At 72.9% G+C, this 15,334-nt stretch carries 13 protein-coding genes; 8 read left to right on the top strand and 5 right to left on the bottom strand.

All coding sequences use genetic code 11. From position 1 onward, the window contains the following. Positions 1 to 71: 71 nt before the first annotated feature. Both AB0F98_RS20180 and AB0F98_RS20175 read right to left on the bottom strand, forming a co-directional pair. Positions 72 to 1,280, bottom strand: coding sequence for a serine hydrolase (locus AB0F98_RS20180; protein WP_357737409.1), 1,209 nt, complete (start codon positions 1,278 to 1,280; stop codon positions 72 to 74). Between the two features lie 66 nt (positions 1,281 to 1,346). After that, positions 1,347 to 2,045, bottom strand: a complete 699-nt coding sequence (locus AB0F98_RS20175) for a helix-turn-helix domain-containing protein (RefSeq protein WP_357737407.1) — start codon at positions 2,043 to 2,045, stop codon at positions 1,347 to 1,349. Between the two features lie 117 nt (positions 2,046 to 2,162). Here AB0F98_RS20175 and AB0F98_RS20170 point away from each other — a divergent pair, with 117 nt between their 5' ends. Together AB0F98_RS20170 and AB0F98_RS20165 are read left to right on the top strand one after the other, a co-directional pair. Further along, the gene (locus AB0F98_RS20170) at positions 2,163 to 2,513 is read left to right on the top strand and encodes a DoxX family protein (protein WP_357737405.1); all 351 of its coding nucleotides are present in this window, start codon (positions 2,163 to 2,165) and stop codon (positions 2,511 to 2,513) included. A gap of 112 nt (positions 2,514 to 2,625) precedes the next feature. Further along, complete coding sequence (locus AB0F98_RS20165) at positions 2,626 to 3,420, top strand: alpha/beta hydrolase (protein WP_357737403.1); 795 nt, start codon at positions 2,626 to 2,628, stop codon at positions 3,418 to 3,420. Positions 3,421 to 3,435: 15 nt separating this feature from the next. On the opposite strand, the gene AB0F98_RS20160 is transcribed toward AB0F98_RS20165, so the two are convergent. Beyond that, a complete protein-coding gene (locus tag AB0F98_RS20160; RefSeq protein WP_357737401.1) occupies positions 3,436 to 6,336 on the bottom strand; it encodes a BTAD domain-containing putative transcriptional regulator in 2,901 nt (966 codons plus the stop codon). 474 nt (positions 6,337 to 6,810) lie between these two features. Here AB0F98_RS20160 and AB0F98_RS20155 point away from each other — a divergent pair, with 474 nt between their 5' ends. From AB0F98_RS20155 to AB0F98_RS20135, 5 genes are all read left to right on the top strand, one after another. Next, positions 6,811 to 7,563 carry a hypothetical protein gene (locus AB0F98_RS20155; RefSeq protein ID WP_357737399.1) on the top strand — a complete coding sequence of 251 codons (753 nt, stop codon included), beginning with the start codon at positions 6,811 to 6,813 and terminating at the stop codon, positions 7,561 to 7,563. Continuing rightward, positions 7,560 to 8,771, top strand: a complete 1,212-nt coding sequence (locus AB0F98_RS20150; protein WP_357737397.1) for a S8 family serine peptidase — start codon at positions 7,560 to 7,562, stop codon at positions 8,769 to 8,771. Before AB0F98_RS20155 ends, AB0F98_RS20150 begins: the two co-directional genes overlap by 4 nt. A 429-nt stretch (positions 8,772 to 9,200) precedes the next feature. Next, positions 9,201 to 9,596 (top strand): hypothetical protein, encoded by a 396-nt coding sequence (locus AB0F98_RS20145; protein ID WP_357737395.1) that lies wholly within the window; start codon positions 9,201 to 9,203, stop codon positions 9,594 to 9,596. Between the two features lie 101 nt (positions 9,597 to 9,697). Then, positions 9,698 to 10,486: an MBL fold metallo-hydrolase gene (locus AB0F98_RS20140; protein WP_357737393.1), complete on the top strand. Its 789-nt coding sequence runs from the start codon at positions 9,698 to 9,700 to the stop codon at positions 10,484 to 10,486. Continuing rightward, the gene (locus AB0F98_RS20135; protein WP_357737391.1) at positions 10,483 to 11,064 is read left to right on the top strand and encodes a VTT domain-containing protein; all 582 of its coding nucleotides are present in this window, start codon (positions 10,483 to 10,485) and stop codon (positions 11,062 to 11,064) included. The genes AB0F98_RS20140 and AB0F98_RS20135 overlap by 4 nt, the downstream gene beginning before the upstream one ends. Here the strand turns inward: AB0F98_RS20135 and AB0F98_RS20130 are convergent. Together AB0F98_RS20130 and AB0F98_RS20125 are read right to left on the bottom strand one after the other, a co-directional pair. Further along, positions 11,009 to 13,345 carry an alkaline phosphatase family protein gene (locus AB0F98_RS20130; RefSeq protein WP_357737389.1) on the bottom strand — a complete coding sequence of 779 codons (2,337 nt, stop codon included), beginning with the start codon at positions 13,343 to 13,345 and terminating at the stop codon, positions 11,009 to 11,011. The two genes, AB0F98_RS20135 and AB0F98_RS20130, sit on opposite strands and share 56 nt — an antisense overlap. A gap of 127 nt (positions 13,346 to 13,472) precedes the next feature. Then, positions 13,473 to 14,363 carry a LysR family transcriptional regulator gene (locus AB0F98_RS20125; RefSeq protein ID WP_357737387.1) on the bottom strand — a complete coding sequence of 297 codons (891 nt, stop codon included), beginning with the start codon at positions 14,361 to 14,363 and terminating at the stop codon, positions 13,473 to 13,475. A gap of 185 nt (positions 14,364 to 14,548) precedes the next feature. Here AB0F98_RS20125 and AB0F98_RS20120 point away from each other — a divergent pair, with 185 nt between their 5' ends. Then, positions 14,549 to 15,313, top strand: a complete 765-nt coding sequence (locus AB0F98_RS20120; RefSeq protein WP_357737385.1) for an SDR family oxidoreductase — start codon at positions 14,549 to 14,551, stop codon at positions 15,311 to 15,313. Positions 15,314 to 15,334: the final 21 nt, after the last annotated feature.

Genomic DNA, 15,334 nt, shown 5'->3' with positions numbered 1-15,334 from the left:
CCGAGTCGCGGTCGGCACCTCACTTCCCACTTCCCGCTGGCCGCCGCGTCACGCCCGATCGTCGGCCGACGCTACCGCCGGTCGGACCTCGATCGGCCGGCCTTGCGCCGCCACGGGATCACGACGAGGGCGACGGTCAGGACGAACACGCCGCCGAGGCCGAGGCCGACGGGCAGCAGCAACGAGGTGGGCTCGGCCGTCTCCTCCTCGTGCTCGCCCTTGACCGGCACGACAGGTTGGTCGTACTTCTTCTCCTCCGGCGCCACCAGGTGGCCGACGGAAGCGCCACGCGGAAGCGCGAAACCCCAGTTGAGCAGCGCCGCCGCCTCACCCAGACTGCCCAGCGGAGCGGTCTCCGCGCCCAGGAGGGTGACCGCGAGTCGCCGGCCGTCGCGTTCGGCCACCCCGACGTACGTCTGCCGCGCCAGGTCGGTGAAGCCCGTCTTGCCCCCGAGGGTGCCCGGGTAGTGGCCGAGCAACGTGTTGTCGTGCGTGATCTCGAGGGCCGGGCTTCCGGGGCGCGCCGGTATCCGCGCCACCTCGGTCGCCATGTACCGCCGGAAGTCCTCGCGGGCGAACGTCGCACGCGCGATCAACGCCAGGTCGTACGCGCTCGTGTACTGATCGGGGCCGTCGAGACCGGAGGGGGTCGCCGCGTGCGTCTGGTACGCCCGCAGCCGGCGGGCCTCCTCGTTCATCGCGTCGACGCCACCCTGCCTCCCGGCGTTGCCACCGCCGAGGCGGGCGAGCACGTTGGCCGCGTCGTTGCCCGAGCAGAGCAGCAACCCCAGCCACAGGTCCTCGACGGTGTACCGGCCACCCGCCCGTACCCCCATCAGTGAGCTCTCCGGATCGAGGTCGCGCAGGTCCGACCGTGCCACCTCCACCTCCTGGGTCGGGTCGAGCCGGGGCATCAGCGTGGCGGCGAGCAGCAGCTTCTGCACGCTGGCGGGTGTCCGGTGCTCATGCGGCCCGCACCCGCCCAGGACCTCGCCGGTCTTGAGGTCGGCCACGAGCCACGAGGTGGCGGTGACCGCCGGGGCCTTGGGCGCGCCGGGCGGGGCCGCGAGCCCGGCGGTCGCGAGGGCCTCGCCGCCGACCGCGCGCTGCGCGGGGTCGACCGGCGGTGGAGACGGGGCGGCAGGTGCCGGCGTCGGTGGCTTCACCGCCGGACAGGGCACGTACGGCGTCGCGGCCACCCGCGCCGGTGGCGTGATCGCGACGGCGGGCAGGGCCAGAAGGGCGCCGAGCGCCACGGAGGTAACCCGAATGATGGTCACGCTTACGTACGGTAATCGGCCGTTCGCCGGACACGGGGCGAATGGAGGAAGCAGTGCCTTCGGCCCCTACCGTTTACCGCGTTCGGACCGGGTCCGGCCGGCCGGCGGCCGCATCATGGCGCGAGCCACCTGGCTCGGCCTCATGGGTGGCTCGCTCAGTGGGTGGGCGCGTTCCGGACGGATGCTGTCGAGGAACAGCTCCGCGTTCCGCCGCCAGGCTCCCGGTGCGACCGTGCGAGTGACCTCGGCCACCCTGCTGTTCGACAGCGTGATGAAGATCAGGTCTTCGACCGTGAAGTCCGGGCGGACGGCCCCTTCCTCCCGAGCCCGTTCGAAGAGCTCCTCGATTCGCCCCTGGATCTGGCCGCGCAACTCCACCAGTCGGGGGGAGCCGTCGAAGCGCGTGGTCATGAGATTGAGGTAGCCGCCGCGCTCGGCCTCCAGTGCGCAGGTCGCCATGATGAACTCGGTGACCCCCGCCCACCGGTCCGGGTTCGCGACTGCCCGCTCGACCAACTCGAGTGCGGCGCGTAGCGGCTGGTCGAGAACCGCCTCCCAGAGTTGGACGCGGGATGGAAAGTGCCGGTAGAGCGTGCCAGGGGAGACGCCCGCCGCAGTGACGATCTTGTCAATCGGCGCGTCGAGGCCCTCACTGGCGAAGAGCGCCTCCGCGGCGCTGATGATCCGCTCGCGATTCCGGATGCTGTCCCGGCGTTCGGCGCGCGGACGCGGCTCCTCGTCGCGGGCGCTCGTCGTCTGCTCCACGTGGACATGGTACCCGGAATACCGGAGACAGCTCTCCGTTATACCGTGTACCGGAGATTGGTCTCCGGAACAGGGGGTCCATTCCTCCCTGCCACGCCTCTGCCCCTGGAGTCACGAATGTTCGTCGCCACCCTTGTTGTCAGCATCGCCTTCGCAGCCCTGCTGGCGGTGTCCGCCGCCGGGAAGCTGAAGGGCGACCCGATGCAGATGGAGACCCTGGAACGGGTCGGGGCAGTGAAGCTTCGACCGCTGCTCGCGTTCCTCGAGTTCGCGGGTGCTGCGGGGCTGCTTGTCGGCCTGGCGTGGTGGCCGCTCGGCGTCGCGGCCGGCGCCGGCCTGGTGCTCTACTTCGCCGGGGCGGTCGCCGCGCACCTGCGCGTCGGGGATCGCAAGATCCTTCCGCCCGTCCTGCTTCTCATCGTCTCGCTCGCCGCCGGCGCCCTGCAGCTTGCCTCTGGTCTGTCGTGATTGTTGATGATTGGGGTGAATCCTTGCGGAGCCAGGGGTTCACCCCCATTCAGTACGAACGAACGGGACGACACGCCCAACACTCATACTGGGAAGATCGAGGGGCACATCGATGACCGGAGACAACGTGAGCGGTTCACTGCCACGACAGCTCATGGTCGACCGAAACGAGTTCGAGGGGTGGCCCGTACACACGGTGAGCCCGGGCGCGGGCGACGGCCGCGGGCACGTCCTCTACGTGCACGGCGGCGGCTACGTCAGCCACCTGCAGCCGATGCAACTGGACATGGTCGCCCGGTTGGCGGCCGGCACCGGGCGGACGTTCACGGTGCCGGAGTTCCCACTCGCACCCGAGCACACCCATCGCGACGTCTTCCCGACCCTGCGACGGCTCTACGAGCAGCTCACCGCCGGACGGGACATGGACACCTTCGCCGTGATGGGCGACTCCGCGGGCGCGACGATGGGACTCGCGCTCGTCCAGTCGCTGCCACCGCGACAGCCCCGGCCGCGGGACCTCGTCCTCATGTCGCCGTGGCTCGACGCCACGATGACCAACCCCGACATCAGGGCGATCGAACCCCGCGACCCGATGTCATCGACCCAGAACCTTCGCCGCCTCGCCCGGATGTGGGCCGGAGCGGACGAACTCACCACGCCGCAGCTGAGCCCCATCAACGGCCCGCTCGACAACCTCGGTCGCGTCGCGGTCTTCACCGGCGGGGACGACATTCTCACCCCGGACGCGCGGCGGCTGGCTCGACTCGCCGTCAGGGCACCCGGCACGGTGGTGACCCTGTACGAATACCCGGACATGACCCACGCCTTCATGTTGTTGCGACCCGGTGCGCAGACCGACGCGGTGCTGACCGAGATCGTCCGGCGTCTCGGCCAGGCCCAGCCGTGAGGTCCATCGATGTGGTCACTCGGGAAGTGCGGCGAGCCGGTCCCGGAGCTGGTCGGCGTCCGGGTGGGTGAGTTCGTCGAGGATGGCCAGGGCCTGCCGCCAGGTCCGCCGGGCGAGCGGCGGATCGCCGGCTGCAAGGTGCAGCTCGCCGAGCCGGGTGAGCGTCCTGCTCTCGTAGTAGCGGCTGCTCACCTCGCGGTACCGTTCGAGCGCCTGCTCGTACAGCGCGACGGCGCGGTCGTGCTGGCCGAGGTGATGGTGGATGAAACCGAGGCTGTCCAGCGTCACGGCCTCGCCGTGCCGGTCGTCCCCGATCTCGCGGTGCAGGGTCAGAGCCTCCCCGCAGTAGGCCAGCGCCTGCTGATAGTGGCCGAGATGGGCGTGCCACCAGCCGATGTTGTTGAGTGCGTTCGCCTCCCCGGAGAGCTGACCGGTCTTCCGCCAGAGCGCCAGCGCCTGCTCGGCGTGGTACAAGCCCAGCTCGGGCTGACCCAGCCGTCCGTGCACCCAGACCAGCCCCATGTGGGTGTCGGCCTGAGAGTTCGAGTCGCCCAGCTCACGGAACTGGTCGAGCGCGAACTCCAGATGTGCCTGGGCGTCATCGTCGCGGCCCAGCGCCGCGATCGCGACAGCCAGGCTGCGGTGCAGATGGGCGCGGCCCGCCGAATCGGTGATCCGGCTCGCCGCCGTGACCACCGTCTGCTGGGTGGCCGCCATGGTGTGCCAGAGCCCGCACCGGTGGAAGAACGTGGTCAGGATCCCGGCCAGCTGCCAGGTGTGTCGGTCGAAGCCGTTTTCGGCCGCCTGGTTGATCACGCCGAGCAGCACCCGCTGCTCGCTCGCGAACCAGGCGACCGCCTGCGGCGGCACGGCGAGATCGGCCACCGCGACTCCGGGGCTGGGTGCCGCCAGCGACATCAACTGCTGGCCCGGGTAGAGCAGCCGGTTGGCGAGATCAGCGGTGTGCAAATAGTGGTCGAACAGACGGCGTTGTGCCTGTGCGCGTTCGGACGCCGCTTCGTGCGCGTACGCCAGTTCGGTGGCGTACGCCCGCAGGAGATCGTGGGACCCGTACCGGCCGGGACTCTGCTCGAAGAGCAGGTGCGCTCCGGTCAGCGCGGCCAGCAGCGGTCGAGCCTCCCGGACCGGGACGCCGGCGAGGCTCGCGGCGGCCGGGGCGGCGATGTCCGGCCCCGGGTGCAAGCTGAGCAGACGGAACAGGCGCGCGGCCCGCGGATCGAGCGCCCGGTACGACCAGGAAAAGACCGCCCGGACACCGGTGAACGTCTCATCACCGTCGAACGCGTCCAGCCCACCACGGGCGGCCCGTAGCTCGTTCGCTATGACCGCGAGCGGGAATCCGGGGTTCGCGGCGGCGCGTGCGGCCACGATGGCCAGGGCGAGCGGCAGCCGGCTGCAGTGGGAGATGATCTCGTCGACCGCGTCGGGCTCGGCGCCGGCCCGCTCGGCGCCGAGCCGGTTCGCCAGCAGCTTGCGCGCTTCCCCGGTGGTGAGCAGGTCCACGTGCATCGGATGGGCGCCCTCGATCACCGTGAGGCCACTGAGCCGGTTCCGGCTGGTGATCACGACCATGGACCCTGCCGCGCCGGGCAGGAGCGGCCGGACCTGATCGGCGTTCTGTGCGTTGTCCAGCACGATCAGCATCCGCCGGTCGGCGAGCAGGCTGCGGAAGAGGCTGCTCTGCGCGGCCGGCATCGCCGGAATCCGCTGTGCCGGCACCTGCAACGCGTGCAGGAAGGCGTGCAACACCTCCGAGGGGCTCGCCGATGTCGCTTCCGGGTCGAACCCGCGCAGGTCCATGTACAGCTGCCCGTCGGGGAACCAACGGCGGGCCTGGTGGGCCCAGCGCAGCGCCAACGAGGTCTTTCCGACGCCCGCCGTGCCGGTGATCGTGACGATCGTCGGATCGTGGCGTTCGTCCGCCCCGTCGGGCAGCAGCGCGTCCAACCGGGACAGGTACGCCGTACGACCGACGAACGCCGCTACCCCGGCGGGTAGCTGCGCGGGGACGACGGCCAGCGGCGGCGCCACCTCCCGAGGGCTGCCGGCCCGACCGGGCGTCCCGGACGCCGTGCTTGGCTCCGCCCCGGCGGCCGCCGTGACCACCGCCGCACCGGACGCGGACCCGGAGGCGGGGTCGAGCACCGGGCTGTCCGCGATCAGTGCCGCGTGGAGGTCGCGCAGCGACGGTCCGGGCTCCAGGCCGAGTTCGGTGACGAGCAACCCGCGGGCATTCCGGTACGCAGCGAGCGCGTCCGCGCGGCGACCGCTGCGGTAGAGCGCCAGCATCAACTGGCCGTGCAGCCGTTCCTGCAGGGGATGGTCGACGACGAGTTCGGCGAGCTCCGACACGAGTTCACGGTGCCGGCCGGCGGCGAGATCCGCGTCGATCCGGTCCAGCAGAGCCGTCAGGCGCGATTCCTCGAGACCGCCGCAGAGCCGTTGCCGGACGGTACCGGTGGCGGCGTCGGCGAGCGCCGGTCCACGCCAGAGGTCGAGCGCGGCGGTGAGGTGTGCGGAGCGCCGCCGCGGGTCGGTGAGGATCCGTGCCTCCTCGACCATCCGCTGGAAGCGGTGCAGGTCCACCGACTCCGACGGCACCGACAGCCGATAGCCCTCCCCGAGCGCCAGCAGGCGGACCTGTCCGTCGGCATTCGGGCCGGCCGCGACCCGCACCGCCTTGCGGACGCGCGAGATCAGTGCCTGCAGCGTTGCCCTGGCGGTTGCCGGCGGGCGCTGTCCCCAGAGGACACCGATGAGCCGCTCGGCGCTGACCACCCGGTCGGGATCGAGCAGGAGCAGCGCGAGCATCAGCCGTTCCTGGCGACGCTGGAGCGGGATCAACTGCCCGTCGTCGGTGTACAGCTCCACCGGACCCAGCAGCCGGAACTCCATTCGCAAGATCCTAGAGGTACGCGACAGCGGCATCGGACCGCGTTGGCGGGCCGTTGGCAAGGCGGTGGCAAGCGTCGGGTGCCAGGGTCGCCGGGTTCCACAGATGAATCCGGTAGTGCCCAGCCCCCGCGGCGGGGCGGGAAGGCCTTCTCCGTGTCACAGCCACCCATGCCGTACCACCCGCACGGTGGAACCGCGTACGGCCCGCCAGGGCCCGCGCCCGCCGCGCAGCCGGCCGGACCGCCGGCGCCCTACGCGGCGTATCCGGTTCCGTCAGGGCAGTCGGCCGGACCGCCGGCACCCTACGCCGCGCAGCCTGTTCCGCCCGGACAGCCGCCGGCGCCGTTCGCGCAGCCGGTTCCACCCGGCCAACCGGGCGGACCGCCGACGTACTACGCGGCGCAGCCAGTTCCACCGCCGCCGTTCGCCGGTGCGCACACCCAGCCACCGTCCGCACCGCCACCGTTCGCTGGTGTGCACACCCCGCAGCAGGCACCGCCGGGCGCGGGCCGACCGCGCGGTCGCAAGCGCGTGGTCTTCGGAATGCTCGCCGTCGCCTTCGGTGTGGTGCCCCTGCTGCTCGCCGGGGTGGCGATGTTCGTGGTGGTCAAGAACCACCGGATCCAGACCGGCAACGACGCGTTCGCCGCGGTCGCCTGGCACAACCTGCGCACCGACGAGGTCTTCCCGGACGTCCTCAACGATCCCGACGAGGTCGGGGAGAAGCCACCGGGATGGTCCCGGCAGGGCATTGCCGAGCAGAAGGACTGCCAGGGGGTGCTGGCCGACAAGCTCACCGAGGCGGTGATCGCGCAGGGGTGCGTCAGCGTGCTGCGGGCGACGTACGTGCACATCGGAGGTGACATGGTCGCCACCGTCGCGCTCTGTGTGGTCGGTTCGTACCAGCAGGCGACCGAGATCGAGGAAGAGCTCCGGTTGGAGACCGCACCGATGGTGGTCCCGCTGGCGGTGCCCGGCACCGCGGCCGCAGGCTGGAGTCGCAAACTCGCGTACGCCGGCCGGGCGAAATCCGTCGGGCTCGACACCAACTCGCCGCCGTACGTGGCGGCCGTGACCGTCGGCGCCCTGAACGTCCGGCAGTACGGGAAGCTACCCGGGGAATGGGCCACCGGCGGCCGTCACGAGCAGAGAGTGTTCCAGGGCGCCGCCGACGAGGTCGTCGGCGCGTTCGCCCGCACCTTCGACAACCTGGCGAACGGCCGATGAGGGCGCGGGCGTTCCGGGCGGTGTCACGCGCCGCCGTCGCGCTCTGCGTCGCCGGGGCCCTCGTCGCGTCGGCCGCACCGGCCCACGCGGCCGGCAAGGGCTGGGAGCTGGATGCCCTCTCGGTGCGCGCGGCGCACGCCATCAGCCGCGGCGAAGGGGTCACCGTCGCGGTGATCGACAGCGGGATCCGGACGGACCACCCGGTCCTGGACGGCCGCGCCTCCGAGGGGCCCGACTTCCTGGGGGATAACGATCAGAAGGAGTCCTGGTACGGCGCGCACGGCACCGCGATGTCCTCCAGCGTCCTGGACGTCGCGCCGAAGGCGAAGGTACTCGGTCTGCGGGCGATCCGGGACCGTGAGGACCCCGACTTCCAGACCTGGGAGGAGAGCGTGGCGAAACCGAAGCCGGGAGCGCCGCGCCCGGCGCGGGACGCCATCCGGTACGCGACCGACCACGGTGCCCAGGTCATCTCACTCTCGCTGGGCTCGAACAATCCCTTCGAGCCGTACCGCCCCGACGAGGCCCACGCCATCCAGTACGCCCTCTCCAAAGGCGTCGTGGTGATCGCGTCCCTGGGCAACGAAGGTGCTGACGGAAACTACGTCAGCTACCCGGCCGCCTATCCCGGCGTGATCGCGGTAGCCGCGAGCACCCCGTCGGGCGGACGAGCCGACTTCTCGTCGGTGCACACGTACGCGGACGTGGCCGCGCCAGGTGTCGACATCTGGGCCGCCAGCATCCGGTCGAAAGGACGGCAGTCCACGGAAGGCACCTCGCCGGCGGGCGCGCTCACCGCGGGCGTCGCCGCGCTGATCGTCGCCAAGTACCCGAAGCTCGCCCCGCGGCAGGTCGCCGACATTCTCCAGAGCACCGCCTCGCACCCGGACCGGCACGACCCGAAGACCGGCTACGGCGTCGTTAACGCGGCCAAGGCGCTGCGCGCGGCCGGAAAGGTCATGGCGCAGCCGTACCTCCTGCCGGCGAACGCCGAGGGCGCGGGTGGGCACTTCGGTCCCGGTGATGACGGGACGCCCCGGCGCGTCGGTCAGCCGATCGACGTGGCCGTGCTGGTGGTGGCCGTCGTCCTGGGTCTCGTCGCCTTGGGAATGATCCTCGGGGGAGTGCTGCTCGTACGCGGCGGCCGGCGGGCCCGCCGGCGTTCGCCGGGCCCGCTCGCAGCCGGGACACCTCCGCCGCAGTGGTGAACCCGCACTGCGCCGCCCCTCGCACCGTCGGTCGAGGGGCGGCGCGGCGGTTGACCACGAGGTCGCCGCTGCACCGTCCGACTGGACACCCCGCCCGCCGGTCATCAGGCGCCTACGAGTCGACGCACCGTGCCCGCAGCCGGCGGACGTGCGCATGATCGGCTGCCGGCGCGGGTAGAAGGAGGTACCTGCGTCGCTGCGGGTCCGCCGGCGATGCCGCCGCCACCGCCCGACGGTCGGCCAGGCCGACCACTGACCGGACGATCGTCGAAGCGGCGGGCGTGCCGCCTGGGCACCCGGGAGCGATGCGCGCAGCCAATGGAGGTGACCAGTCATGTTGACGCACAGTGGATCCGTTCGTCGGTCCCGGACGCCGACCGTCGTCCGCACAGCGCGCGGACGCTCCGTCCGCCGGGTCGGGTGATCGCGATGACCACCCTGCCCGCGCCCCGGCGCCGCTCCACCACCTCGGTGCCCGTCGCGTACGTGCGGCACCTGCAGGCCCGGCTGCTGGAGGCCGAAGCCGGCCTGACCGCGATGAGTGAGAAGTACGAGCGGACGAAGGCCCGCTTCGACCGCTGCTACGCACGCCGCGGCATCACTCCGGACACGGACATCGTCAACTACATCAACGCGAAGTCGATGAACCCGGAGCTCAAGTTCTGGTACGCCAAGGTCGAGCATTTCCAGCGGGAGGTGGCCGCGTACGGGGCGGTGCTGACCGGGCTCGACGCCGCGCGCCGGATGCTCGCCGATGTCGGCTACCGCGTCTCCGACGACCCGCGGCAGCGCAACGGCAGGCGAACGGTGGACCGCGCCGCCTGACGACGTCCCCCGCCCGCCTCGTCGTGCGGTCCGCGGCGCTCGGACGAGCCGGCGGCAACGCCCCCGCAGGCCGGAGAAGCAGGTCGGTTACGGTGGCAGGCGTGACCGAGACGGGTACGGGTGGTGCCGCGGTGCGCGTGACCTGGCACGGGCACAGCACCGTGTGGATCGAGGATTCGGGCACCCGGCTGCTGACCGATCCGCTGCTGCGGGACCGGCTCGCCCACCTACGACGTCGTCGCGGGCCCACGCCGCAGCTGCCGGGGACGCCCGACGCCGTGCTGGTGTCACACCTGCACGCCGACCACCTGGACTTCGCCTCGCTGCGCCGGCTGCCCGGCGAACCCACCCTGGTGGTGCCGGCCGGGGCGGCCCGGCTGGTCCGGCGGGCGCTCGGCGCCGCCACCGACCGGTGCGTCGAGCTGGCCGTCGGCGAGACGACCACGGTCGGCCAGGTCAGGGTCACCGCCGTGCCGGCGGCTCACGACGCGAGCCGTGGCCCCTGGTCCCGGCACCGCGCGCCCGCCGTGGGCTACCTGCTGCAGGGTGCGGCCCGCACCTGGTACGCCGGCGACACCGGTCTCTTCGACGAGATGGGCAAACTCGGCCCGCTCGACCTGGCACTCGTTCCCGTCGCCGGGTGGGGGCCGACGCTCGGCCCCGGCCACCTCGACCCGGCCCGCGCCGCCGAGGCGGTGCGGCGGGCGGCGGCGGCGTGGGCGGTGCCCATCCACTACGGCACGTTCTGGCCGTTGGGCTGCGACCGGATCCGGCCCGACCGGTTCCTGCCGCCGGGGGAGGACTTCGCCCACCACGCCGGTGTCGTCTCGCCCGGTACCCGGGTGCGGGTGCTGAACCCGGGCGAGTCCTGCACGATCACCCGCTCATGACGGCGACGCTCGGCGCACTGGGCTGGCTGATCCTGGTGGTGCTGTTCGGTTCGGTCGTTCCGGTGGTGCCGACCGGCGCGGCGGTCAGCGGCGCGGCCGCGCTCGCCGCCCACCAGCACCCGCTGACCGTGGTCCTCGTGGTGGCCGCCGGCGCGCTCGGCGCGTACATCGGTGATCTGGCCACCTACCTGGTGCTGCTCTGGGGCGGTGAACGCATCGCCCGGCGCCTGCGGTGGCTGCGGGAGCCGCAGCGGTTCGACCGGATGGCCGCCCGGGTGCGCGAGGGACGCGTGTCGCTGCTGCTGGTGTCCCGGCTGGTTCCCGGCGGGCGGGTGCCGGTGCTGCTGGCGGGAGCGGTGGCCGGTCTGACCTGGCGGCGCTTCGCGGTCGCCAACGCCCCGGCGAGCCTGAGCTGGTCGGTGCTCTACGCGGCGATCGGTGTCGTCGGCCGGGCCATCTTCCCCGAGCCGTGGCAGAGCGTGGTCGCGGCGATCCTGCTCGTCGTCCTGGTCACCCAGGGCCTCAGCTGGCTGAGCCGGCGCCGGACGGCGCCGGAGCCTCCGCCGGCGCGGCCATGACCGGCAGGTGTACGCCCGACCGCGCGGGCGCGGCCGGGAGGTCGGCGTCCGCCGGGCGCCCCGCATGCTCGGGCGACGCGTCGTCGGCGGAGCGGCGCAGGCCCAGCTGACCCAACCATGCGAGCAACTGCCGGTGTACGGCGTCCGGGCCGACCAGTTCGCCGTCCTGAGCCCAACCGGCGGGGTGGACGAGCAGGGCATCGGTCTGCCAGCCGCCCAGCCCACCGTGGCAGCCCACCAGTTCCTCGAAGGCCGCCACCTCCTCCAGGCTCGGGTCGACCGCGCTGATCACCACCAGGTCACCGACGTGCTCCATCGTCTGGTGGCGCAGCAGGTCCCGCCGGGCCCGCGGGCCGTACGGCAGCAGCGGGTCGTCGCCCTCGACGTGTCCGTCGCGCAGCCGGTGCCAGCCGCGCGGCCCGACCGCCAGCGGCCCGTCGGCGGAGTCGACGACGACCACCCCGATGCCGGGGTGCGCGGCCAGACCGTCGATCAGCCCCGGAGCGACGACGTCGATGCGTTCCCGCGTCAGCTTCCCCGCGTGCTGGGCGAGGTAGATCATGGCGAGGTTGCCGGAGGCCACCACGACGGTCTGCGGGTCCGTACGCGTCGCCGCCTCCTCCCGGTCGGCCGGTCCGAGGCTCACCTCCCCGTCGCGTCCGGACCGCATGGCGGCTCGGGTGGCCGCGGCGGTGACACCGCCCCGCCCCGCCACCTCGGTGAGCAGCGTGTTGACCCGCCCCCACTCCTCGACCCGTCCGGCCGCCTCGGCGCTCGTGCCGGCGGGTGCCGATCGGCCGTCGGCGGCAGGCGCGGCGGCCGGGGTTGCGAGCCGGGCCACCACCTGGGCGAGGGACTCGCCGTACCGCTGGCGGAAGGTGGCGCCCTGGCTCTGGCCGTGATCGCTGAGCACCACGATGTGGTAGGGCCGGGCGGCCTCGCCGGCCAGCCGCTCCAGGATGCCGAGGGTGTGATCGAGCGCCTCGAGCGCCGCCATCGCCTCCGGCCGGGCCGGGCCGGCGTGGTGGGCCACCTCGTCGTAGTCGACGAAGTCACAGAAGATCACCGGGGCGCCGCGGGCCATCTGCTCGGCGATGAGTGAGACGTTCAGGTCGTTGAGCAGGCTGGCCAGCGGGCGAAGCGCCAGGTATGAGCCGCGTCGGTCACCTCGGGGCTGCACGCCGCGCACCCGCTGGCGTCGCGCCTCGTGCAGCTCGCGCAGCACCTGCCCGGCGCTGAGTACGACAGCCCGGGCGAAACCGTACGGGCTGGTCATGAACGCCGCGTAGCCGGGGGTGGAGCGGCCGGGCAGGCCGGCGCGGCTGACGGTGAGCAGGCTGGTCGAGGCGTCACCGGAGAAGGCGGTGCTGATGCTCACACCGCCGTCGCGCAGCAGTCCGCTGCCGGTGCTGAGGCGCCGCTCGATGTCGGCGGCGTCCCGGGGCCGGCTGGTCACCACGAGGCGGCCGGGGGAGCCGTCACCCGTCGCCTTCTCGTACCACCGGTAGGCCGGCACGTGACGCACGTCCCCGTGCAGCAGGCCCGCCTGGGCCGCCGGCGTGGTGGCCGGCAGGCCGGTGTGCCAGCGCGTCATCCGGTGGCTGCGCGAGCGCAACCAGCGGCCGAGCGTCGGTAGGTTGCCCGCCCGTACGGCCCACTGCACCAGCGGCGCGGCCACGCCGTCGAGCTGGATGACGAGCAGCCCGTCCGAGAGCTTCCCGTCCGCGGGCGGAGCGGCGGGACGGGGCCGCCGCCAGGGGCGGGCGGATCGCCGCCGGCTCGCCGTCCGCCGCACCCGGATCATCAGCCGGAGCGTCTCGCTGACGAACGTGTCGTCCGTGCCGGCGTCGGCGAGCCAGTTGACGATCGCGGCGAGCGCCACGGCGACCCACGCGGCGACGAACGCCACGGCGAAACCGGCGACGTGCGCCTCGGGGTCGAGGCGCAGCGCCACGTACATGACGACCGCCTGCACGCCCACGCCGATGGCGAGCGCGCTGAGCCCGCCGAGCGCGGTGGCCAGGGCGAGCAGCAACGGACGCAGCACCGCCCCGACGACCGTGACCAGCGCCACCAGCCACAGCATCGCGACCAGACCGCTCGCGGTGACCCCGGGCAGCAGCCAGAGCGTGGTGCTGAGCACCACGAACGAGGTCGCCATGCTGCGTACCAGCGCGCGTATCCGTGCGCCGGTCGGCCGGTAGCCGAGCAGCACCCGCAGGGCCATGCGAGCGGGTTCGGGCAGCCGGTGGCGCTTACCGGCATCCACCTGCGGATCCATCCTCGCCACGATGCCACATCCGAGCTATCAAGATCCTCCCCGTGCGGAGTGGGTCACACCGGTACGAGGGTCTGCCCGGGCCGGCACGATCCGCCACACCCGCCGTCCGTCGGCGGGACCGGAATCTTCAACGCTCGAGGTGGCCGTCCACCATCCCGAGCAGGGTGTCGGCTGCGGCGCTCACCCGCCGCCCGGTGGCCGTCGCCGCGTGCAGCGCCCACTCCAGCGACTGGTCGGTGACCGGCAACGCCGTCACCTCGGGCCCCGGCGGCACGTTGCGCACCGGCAGGATCGCCACCCCGAGCCCGTGCCGGACGAAGTCGGCGGCGACGGTGACGTCGGCCACCTCCATGGCGATGTGTCGGTCCAGCCCGGCGGCGCTGAACGCCTGGTCGTTGGTGGTCCGGTTGGCGTAGCCGAGCGGATAGTCGATGAACGCCTCCTCGGCCACGTCCGCGAGCACGACGCTGTCCCGCTCGGCGAGGCGGTGTCCGGCCGGCACCACGAGCACCTGGGGCACCGGCACCAGCCTCCGCGTCTCGAGGTTCGGGAAGGGCCGGCGGCCCACCCCGAGGAACGCCACGTCGATCTCACCGTCGACCAGCGAGCGGGCCAGGCCGGCCGAGCCGTTCCAGGTCGCGGCCCGCAGGTGCAGCGCGACCCGGGGATGGCGGGTGTGGAACTCGCCGAGCAGACCCGCGAAGTCGATCCCGCCGACGCCGGTCAGGCAGCCGACCACCACCGTCCCGCGCAGTTCCCGGCCGGCCTCGTGCACCGCGTCCCGGGCGGCCTGCGCCGCGTCGAGGGTGGCCCGCGCCTGCGGTAGCAGCGCCTCGCCCGCCTCGGTCAGGTCCACCCGCTGCGCGCTGCGTTCGAACAGGGCCGAGCCGAGTTCTCGCTCCAGCGAGGAGATCGAGGCGGAGACCGCCGACTGCACGACGTGCAGCCGGTTGGCCGCCCGGGTGAAGCTTCGCTCCGTGGCGACCGCGACGAAGTACTCCAGGTGCCTGAGTTCCACGCCGCCCAGGATCACACACGTCGGCGGCCGGTCCTGCCGCCGGAGCTGGCCTTCCTCGCCGTCCCGTCCAGCGCGGCGCCGAACCACGCCCCGGCCGGGCTCCGGTGCGGGCGCCTCCCGGGCCGTTCGCGAAGCCCGCAATGAACTTGACCTTGACGTACGCGTCAATGTTTACGGTCGCTGCCATGAAGAGTTCGCAGTTCGACGGCAAGGCAGTGATCGTGACCGGTGGAGGTACCGGCATCGGGCGGGCCACGGTCCGCGCGTTCGCCGCCCAGGGTGCCGGGGTGCTCGTCGTGGGCCGCACGGCGTCGCGGCTGGCCGAGACGGCGCAGGGGCTGCCGGGTGTCCGCCCACTCGTCGCCGATGTCGCCGCCCCGGGCGCCGCCGAGATGATCGTCGGTGCGGCCCTGGACCACTTCGGCCGTGTCGACGTACTCGTGAACAACGCCGCTGTCGTCCGGCGGACGCCGCAGGACGACACGAGTGGTCGGCGGGCCGCCGGGCAGATGGTCGCCACGAACCTGCTCGCCCCGATGTACCTCGCCCAGGCGGCCCTGCCGCAGCTGGCCACGCACCAAGGCGTGGTGGTCAACGTGAGCACCGCCATCGGCCAGCGCGGGTGGCCGATGCCGGACGGCGGGCTGTACGTGGCGTTGAAGGCCGCGTTGGAGACACTCACCCGGACCTGGGCCGTCCAGTTCGCACCGCACGGAGTCCGCGTCGCGGCGGTCGCTCCCGGGCCCATCGCCACGCCGATCGCCCAGCACCAGGGTCTGGACCCCGGGCAGGCGGCGGCGCTGCGGACCGCCCTCATCGCACACGTACCGCTCGGGCGAATCGGCCAGCCGGAAGAGGTCGCCTTCTGGATCACCCAGCTGGCCCGGCCCGAGGCCGCCTACACCACCGGCGTGGTCATCCCCGTCGACGGCGGAGCGGTCGTCGCCTGACCGCCCGGGTAGCCTCACGCC

It is taken from the genome of Micromonospora sp. NPDC023737, from assembly GCF_040639715.1.
In the GTDB taxonomy this organism is placed as follows: Bacteria; Actinomycetota; Actinomycetes; order Mycobacteriales; family Micromonosporaceae; genus Micromonospora.
The sequence above is the reverse complement of the archived record's forward strand: the minus strand, read 5'-3'. Positions and strand labels throughout refer to the sequence as shown.